The 7,479-nt window shown below is 41.1% G+C and carries 7 protein-coding genes and 1 tRNA gene; 2 read left to right on the forward strand and 6 right to left on the reverse strand.

Annotated elements, in window-relative coordinates; genetic code table 11:
* Positions 1–36 precede the first annotated feature (36 nt).
* On the forward strand, positions 37–2,151 hold the full coding sequence (locus tag HWQ37_RS07995; RefSeq protein WP_292745633.1) for a DEAD/DEAH box helicase: 2,115 nt from the start codon (positions 37–39) through the stop codon (positions 2,149–2,151).
* Positions 2,152–2,177: 26 nt separating this feature from the next.
* The gene (locus HWQ37_RS08000) at positions 2,178–2,687 is read left to right on the forward strand and encodes a hypothetical protein (RefSeq protein ID WP_292745635.1); all 510 of its coding nucleotides are present in this window, start codon (positions 2,178–2,180) and stop codon (positions 2,685–2,687) included.
* A 772-nt stretch (positions 2,688–3,459) separates the two neighbouring features.
* On the opposite strand, the gene HWQ37_RS08005 is transcribed toward HWQ37_RS08000, so the two are convergent.
* From HWQ37_RS08005 to HWQ37_RS08030, 6 genes are all read right to left on the reverse strand, one after another.
* Positions 3,460–3,531 (reverse strand) — tRNA-Gly (locus HWQ37_RS08005).
* A 140-nt stretch (positions 3,532–3,671) separates the two neighbouring features.
* On the reverse strand, positions 3,672–4,277 hold the full coding sequence (locus HWQ37_RS08010) for a GerMN domain-containing protein (protein WP_292745637.1): 606 nt from the start codon (positions 4,275–4,277) through the stop codon (positions 3,672–3,674).
* Positions 4,278–4,633: 356 nt separating this feature from the next.
* Entirely contained in the window at positions 4,634–4,963 is a 330-nt protein-coding gene (locus HWQ37_RS08015; RefSeq protein WP_292745639.1) for a DUF3082 domain-containing protein, read from the reverse strand.
* A gap of 92 nt (positions 4,964–5,055) precedes the next feature.
* A complete protein-coding gene (ispE, locus tag HWQ37_RS08020; RefSeq protein ID WP_292745641.1) occupies positions 5,056–6,009 on the reverse strand; it encodes a 4-(cytidine 5'-diphospho)-2-C-methyl-D-erythritol kinase in 954 nt (317 codons plus the stop codon).
* A 106-nt stretch (positions 6,010–6,115) separates the two neighbouring features.
* Positions 6,116–6,964 carry a 16S rRNA (adenine(1518)-N(6)/adenine(1519)-N(6))-dimethyltransferase RsmA gene (gene rsmA, locus HWQ37_RS08025; RefSeq protein ID WP_292745643.1) on the reverse strand — a complete coding sequence of 283 codons (849 nt, stop codon included), beginning with the start codon at positions 6,962–6,964 and terminating at the stop codon, positions 6,116–6,118.
* Positions 6,965–7,166: 202 nt separating this feature from the next.
* The coding region (locus tag HWQ37_RS08030; protein WP_292745645.1) for a hypothetical protein at positions 7,167–7,479 on the reverse strand (313 nt) is incomplete at its 5' end.

Raw genomic sequence — 7,479 nt, forward strand, 5'->3', positions numbered from 1 at the left:
TTGTAGCTTACTTCCTGCAGGATAGTTTGAATTTTTATGACTTCTGCCTTTGCACGTTTTCCTCCCCGTCTACAACAAGCAATTGTCTCCCGCTTGGGCTGGTCTTCTCTCCGCCCTGTGCAAGAACTGGCGGCACACGCTTTATTAGATGGTAAAAATGCAGTAATTTTAGCTCCTACTGCTGGCGGAAAAACAGAAGCCTCTATTTTTCCGCTATTGGCAATGTTAATGGAGCGTGAACCCCAAGGAGTTGGTTTAATTTATATTGCACCAATCAAAGCTCTCTTAAATAACCAAGCCGAGCGTTTGGGGAGTTACACAGAAATGGTTGGTTTGCGCCGCTTCCTGTGGCATGGAGATATTAAAGATTCCCATAAACGGACTTTTATCAAAGAGCCAACAGCAGTCTTAATGACCACCCCTGAATCTTTAGAGGTCATGCTGCTATCTGCCAAAGTACCCCATGCCAAAGTATTTGGAGATTTACGCGCTGTAGTTATTGATGAAGTTCACGCCTTAGCGGGTACAGACCGAGGCGCTCACCTGATGTCTGTGATGGAACGGCTAGGGCGTTATACAGTCAATGATGTCCAACGTGTGGGGTTGAGTGCTACCGTTGGCAATCCGGCTGATATTCTGCATTGGCTGCAAGGGACATCAAAACGGGAAGGTGATGTTATTGAGCCTCCAAAAGTCCCTTCTCAAAAAGATTTGCGCGTTTATTTACGAGATACACTAGGAGCGATCGCTCAAGAAGCTAGTCAATTAACCCAAGGAAAAAAGAGCCTGTTCTTTTGTGACAGTCGCTCACTGGCTGAAGACATTGCCGAACGAATGCGAAATTGCGGGACTGATGTATTCGTTCACCATAGTTCCGTCTCTCTAGAAGAACGCACCGCCGCCGAGGAACGTTTTCAAACAGGAAGTAATACCAGCATTATTTGCACTTCCACTTTAGAGTTAGGTATTGATGTTGGCGACTTAGACTTGGTATTACAAGCGAATGCAGCTTCTACAGTCTCTTCCTTTTTACAACGCTTGGGACGCACCGGGAGAAGGGCGGGTCAACGAGCTAACACTACATTTTTTTGTGAAAATGTCGAGACAGTATTGCAAGCGATCGCTATTGTTGAACTAGCGAGAAAAAGCTGGGTAGAATCTGTTCCCATTCAAACCAGAGCTTGGGCTGTCATGGTGCATCAGTTACTAGCTTTAACTCTACAATTTGGTGCTATTAGCCCAGAACGCTGTTGGGACAATTTGTCTAGCGTACCTGATTTTTCCGGCATCAACTATACAGAATTTGAGGTACTAATCAAGCACATGATTCGGGAAGACTTCCTGTTTCATGCAGGTGGCTTACTTTCAATGGGAGATAAAGCAGAACGGGTTTTTGGTCGGAAAAACTTTATGGAACTCTACGCAGTTTTTAGTAGCCCATTGCTTTACAAAGTACAAACACCATCTGGCTACACCATCGGCTCTTTAGAGCAAGCATTTGTGGATAAACTAGTTGCAGATATGAGTTCTTTCCTGCTCAGTGGTAAGGCTTGGACTGTTACCCACATCAATCACCAAGAGCGTATTGTTGGGGTTGTTCCAGCTCCTCGTGGTAAAAAACCAAGTTGGGGAGGTTTTGCTCCTCAACTACTAGGTTTTGACCTGTGCCAGCAAATTGCCCAAATCATTAAAACAGAAAATAGTATTCCTTATATTGATCCTAGAGAGCAAGCAGCTGTAGATGAATTTCGTACTGACCTTAGACTATTACTGACAGATTTGCAACCAAGCATCCAGATAGATAATGAACGAGCATTGTGGTGGACTTTTGCTGGTGGACAGATTAATCACACCCTCAAATATGGTCTACAATTCCACCATGATTGGAAGATTGTTGCTGATAACTTCAAGCTTAAAATAGAGGGAGAAAGTCTTGGTCAGGCTACCTTGAGTTTAGCGATCGCTCAGATAAGTGAGCAAGTTTTTTGGCAAAATATACATACCCAAAACTTTATTTTGTCACAGTTACCAGAATATCGTTTGAGCAAGTTTCAGCAGGCACTACCAGAAATTTATTCATTAGAAATGATTGGTAATTACTTGTTAGATATTCCTGGGGTGTGCAAGTTTTTGTGTTGTAAACTAAATTAGTTATATTTTTTTATTATTAATATTTAATGGAGAAAATACATATGTATACCATTTCAATATTTGATAAAAAGGGAAATCTAATAGATATTCCAGTTGATGAGTTTCTAAGGATAAAAATAAACCAGACAATCTCTGAAGATAAAGCACTTGGTATTAAACGTTCAAAAATTCCTTTTCATTTTTTCTTGTTACCAGACAAACCTCAAACAGAAAACTTTTGTAAGCTAGCTCAAGAGATTGAGAAAATTGCAACTTTCAATTTAGCTCCCGACAATAGTTCTCAAGGTATTTGGATGCGATGCATTCAGTTGTATTGGCAAGCTAAAGCTATATTGCTAGCAAACAAAATATTTAAATTAATCTCCGACCCAAGTATAGATGGTGGTTATCTAACGCAAATTTTACCACATACAGCACTTCCGGCAGCTATGAGATACATCCTCAAAGCTGAAAGCTATGATAGGACAGGTGCAAGGAGAAAAATGTATTGCATAATAGCCGGAAGCGCTGTAAAGCATTACAAAATCTACAAATAGAAACTGATGCTGATAAAGCCCTTTATGACTTGCTTAAAGTTGGAGAATCGGAAATTATATTTTGGGCAAATACCAAAAATATAAGTTATCCCTTCGCCAACTTTCAAGAACTTTTTATTTATATCCTTAAGGCTAGATTTGAGAGGAATCAGTCAACTAGAGAGCAGGAGAAGTCAGAATCTCTGTAAGAATTGCTCCCGCACTTTTAAACAAAGACCTCTTCTTGTGTGTAATTGCTTGATTCCGGGGCAAGAGTTAAAATGTCATTCTTGCCCTCAATTTAAAGAGTTTTTGGAGATTGTTAAGCAGAAGGTAGATAAATTGAGTTTTTTGAGCTTTCAGGAATTACAGAGCCTGAAATTAACTTCTGAGACTATTCAAAACTCACCATTGAGCAGCTAGCACGAGGTTTAAATTCCAAAACTCTCAACAACTATATTCTAAAATACTTTATTTACTAAAGGTTAGAGTAAATTAAGAGTTTTATATATCTTGAAAGATAAGCAACTGTTTCTTGGAATTGAACCGATATAAAAATCTATCCCACACTTCTTTAAAGCATAACTATTTAAAATTCAGGTACAGATAATTCTCGTTTGTTACCTGCTTGCTAGTACTTTTTTAGTACACCCACCTTACACCCAATTTACACCCAATTTACACCCAAAAAGAGCTAATATCTACTCATCAGCATGAATAAAGGCGTTGTTCTCAGCAAGCTTCTAAAACCAAAAAATTTTCAAAATTCTTGCTGAATAAAGCTTTAAGACAAAGCGGGCGATGGGACTCGAACCCACGACGTTCACCATGGGAAGGTGACATTCTACCACTGAATTACACCCGCAAATTGCTAACATAAACTTAGTACTAAAATAAAATATACCACTATTTGCAGCTGTTTTCAATTCGCTAGAACATACCCTATTTTGACAAACAACTACTGATGCATGAGTGTTCAGATTGGGAAATTTTTTAGCTATTTAACTAAAGAACAATGTCTTGGCCTCGCTCAGTGAAGCGAACCTCTTTAATATTCCATTGAGCATTACTCGTTAGGGTTTTACGGAGACTGCCAAACAGAGCAAACTGTTCGCAACTAGAAAGAGAAGTTATTTGTCGCTTTGACTCAGGAGATATTCGTAAATCAACTGTAGCAATCCCATTTTTGATGTTGACACGATATCCAGACAAACTAAAATCGCTTGTATCTCGTTTTTCTAAGATTTTGCTCACGACATTTTTCACTGGTTCCTCGGCTGGGACTGAAACCTTTTCTGGAATTAGTTTTTGACACTGAGTATCACTTGTGTACAATGTGACGTTAGTAGTTTTACTAGTGGCAACTTTAGAAGTTGATGAGGAAGGCGTATTTTCCTTAGAAGATTCTTGATTAGGAGATTTCTCTCTCAACTGAGCGACGCTAGGAATTTGGCTGGGAGTTTGAGACGATACGCTATTCGTCGGTGCTGTGGTAGGAGATGGGGTTACGCTGTTAATATTACTTGCGGTGGGGTTAGAACTACAACTGCCCAGGCTGGCAACCATTGTCACAAAAATAAGTGTTAAAAAATATCTCTTGGTTGTGTTCATAAATTTTGCTTATACAATGATGTTGCTGCTATCAATTTCAGTGTCGCTGGTATCAATTCCGCATAAATTTGTGAATATTGAGCCAGTCTATAAAGTGTCAACCCGAAATCTGTTAAAGTCAAGGGTCATACTATACACCGAAATTACAGCATCAGCCACCCCTGACGCTCCTGCGTCGCTAACGGGTTCGCAGTCGCTCATGGGGGAAACCCCCGACGCACTCGCGTTCGCTAGTGCGTTCCGAAGGAAGGACCCTAGCCTCTCCCTTTGGGAGAAGATCGCCCTGTCTTACCATTTGAAATGTCTAAAACTTTTACGTAATGGTAATTACGAATTACGAATTACACCTTGCGGTACTAGTTTTCACTACTTTTTTGCTTGGTCAATTGTTGCACTAATAATTGTACTCCCAAAGCCAACAAACCAATTGCCACTATTCCAAAAATCCCGCTACCTAAAGCAACTACACCAACAACCAGAGTGCGGACAGCAGAAGAAATCTTTACTACCAATGGATTGATTGAATGGATCGGTTTACTAGCAAAATTTGTTGCGATCGCAATCATCAGCGAATACGCTGCAAATCCCATTCCTCCCGAAATCACTGCTCCAGTAAAACAGCGTAACGGACTCGCTGTAACCTGTTTTTGAGCATCTGCTTGTGGCGTGAGATTTTGATCGTTCATACCATTTTGGATTTTAGATTTTGGATTTTAAATTGGGTCATTAGGAATAATTCTTGTCTATCCCCTATGCTTCATTAACGATAAAGATTTATTTAAACTGAAGATACCACCTGAATACCATGTGTAATTGTCCGAGTCACAAACAATTCTAAATCCTCATCAAGAATTGCTTCCCTGATTTGCAGCAAAACTAGTTCTGCTTGCTGTTGAGATTCAAAAAGAGCAAATATTGTTGGCCCAGAACCAGACATCATCGTTCCTAAAACACCTTCTTGATTTGCAAACACTTCTCGCAGTTGTAAGACTTGGGGATAGGCTGGCAATACGACTCGTTCTAAATCATTGTGCAGTTTTTTGGCAATTTCTCCCGCATCTTTATCGAGGACAGCTTTTACTATTGCTCCCGAATGAACTGCACTAGCACGCGCTGCCAAGTTGTCGTTATCTCTAATATAAGAATGACCAAACTGCTGTCGATAGGTTTTATATGCCCAAGCGGTGGAAACTTCTAGGCTGCGGTATTTCGCTAACACTATATATATAGTATCCAAACTTGGCAGCAAAGAAAGTTGCTCACCTCTACCTGTTGCGATCGCAGTTCCACCCGCCACACAAAACGGTACATCGGAACCGAGTGTACTTCCCAATTCCTCTAATTCTGACTGAGTTAATCCCAACTTCCACAGTAAATCTATTCCCACCAACACAGATGCTGCATTCGTCGAACCTCCAGCCAACCCAGCCGCGACAGGAATCTGTTTGTTAATAGTAATCTCCACACCTCCATATTTAGCAAAGGCTTCGGGAAATTGCCTGACCATTAATTCTGCTGCGCGGTATGCCAGATTACTTTTATCTGTAGGTACTTGTGGGTGGTTGCAGTGAACACGGATACTGTCAGTGCTAATAGAACGCACAACAATTTGGTCTGCAAGACCAATACTTTGCAGTATCATGGCTAACTCATGATAGCCATCAGGGCGATTACCAATGATTTCCAGATACAAGTTGATTTTAGCAGGGGCAATTAGGCTGTAGGAATGCATTTTCTGAGAATGGGGAATGGAGAACTTGTACTGAGTGCAGTCGTTGGCGCAGCCTCTCGTAGAGAAGTATGGGAAATGGGGAATAGGAAAAAATCTGCCTTGTCCCCTACTCCCTACTCCCTACTGACAACTCATTTGCTAGAATTACCCATTGCTGAACGCTGAGGTCTTCGGCTCTGGCTTGGGGATTTATTTTTAATTGTTCCAGTAAGTGGCTCAAGCGATCGCGTTCCATAACAGATTGCAAATTATTTCGTAACATTTTCCGCTTGGCACCAAACCCCAACTTCAAGAAATTCTCTAACTGTCGGGGATTAAGCGCTGGTATTTCGATTTTTCGCGGACGCAATCGCACCACTGCTGAATCGACTTTTGGCGGTGGATGGAATGCGGCAGCTGGGACTGTACAGATTAACTCACACTCAGCCAAATACTGTACCCGTACACTCAACGCCCCAAAAGCTCTCGATCCTGGTTTAGCATATAACCTTTCTGCGACTTCTTTTTGTACCAGCAACACTATAGAGTCAAATGGTTCGGGGTTGGGATTGGCGATCGTACCCAGTAGTTTCTCAATGATTGGCCCAGTAATATTGTAGGGAATATTGGCTACTACCTTATTTGGCGTTTGGAAATTGGGAAAGGCTGCCAGATAAGATGGTAAATCTAGAGTGAGAAAATCGCCTTGCAGCAGTAAAAAATTTTCCGTTTTACCAAGCTGCTTTGACAACAGCTGACATAAGTCACGGTCTATTTCAACTGCAACCAGAGATTGCACCAAGGGTAATAAACGACGAGTCAGAATGCCGGTTCCAGGCCCAATTTCCAAGATGCGATCGCCCTTAGTATTAGAGGAGCGATCGCTTTCTGTACACTCTGCTGCTTTAATAATTGCGTCGAGCGCCTTTTCACTTTTAAGCCAATGTTGAGCAAAGACCTTACGCGGTCGGATCATCTGTATTTATTGCCTAGTCTAGTTTTTAGCTTCTTCTCAAAAACTGATTATAAATTTTGAAGTCTCTCTACAACGCTAGACTCACTGTAACGCCTATCTTCTCTTCCAAACGCTCCGCGAACGTAGCGGCAAATTAAGGTTTAGCCACTTTGTTCTCGCCTCCCTGCGGTTGCTAAAACCATTCACCTGAAAGCAACGCCAGTCAAGCGATTTGCCCATTTAGAAAAAAAAATAAATTTACCCCTTGACAAACTAGGGGATGACTAGTTACTCTAGTTAAGTGGAAAGGCGACAGACGCCAACCACTGCCGAACCTAAAAAACATAATACTTTGAAAGCTTAAGAAAAAACCAATCCTCGTCAAAAGATTTTGCTTTTGGGATTTCCCAAAAATACAATCAAAATTAGTAACTAGGATTTCGGAAAATATTTTTTTTCGGAGCCACAAACTCGAAACACAACAAAACGGAGAGTTTGATCCTGGCTCAGGATGAACGCTGGCGGTATGCTTAACA

This window comes from Nostoc sp. NMS4, assembly GCF_017115095.1.
Lineage (GTDB): Bacteria > Cyanobacteriota > Cyanobacteriia > Cyanobacteriales > Nostocaceae > Nostoc.

What these genes read in the sequence shown, in the direction of transcription:
- HWQ37_RS08000 (WP_292745635.1), top strand. Translation starts at nt 2,178, where the DNA reads ATGGAGAAAATACATATGTATACCATTTCAATATTTGATAAAAAGGGA.
- rsmA (WP_292745643.1), bottom strand. Translation starts at nt 6,964, where the DNA reads ATGATCCGACCGCGTAAGGTCTTTGCTCAACATTGGCTTAAAAGTGAA.
- ispE (WP_292745641.1), bottom strand. Translation starts at nt 6,009, where the DNA reads ATGCATTCCTACAGCCTAATTGCCCCTGCTAAAATCAACTTGTATCTG.
- HWQ37_RS08015 (WP_292745639.1), bottom strand. Translation starts at nt 4,963, where the DNA reads ATGAACGATCAAAATCTCACGCCACAAGCAGATGCTCAAAAACAGGTT.
- HWQ37_RS07995 (WP_292745633.1), top strand. Translation starts at nt 37, where the DNA reads ATGACTTCTGCCTTTGCACGTTTTCCTCCCCGTCTACAACAAGCAATT.
- HWQ37_RS08010 (WP_292745637.1), bottom strand. Translation starts at nt 4,277, where the DNA reads ATGAACACAACCAAGAGATATTTTTTAACACTTATTTTTGTGACAATG.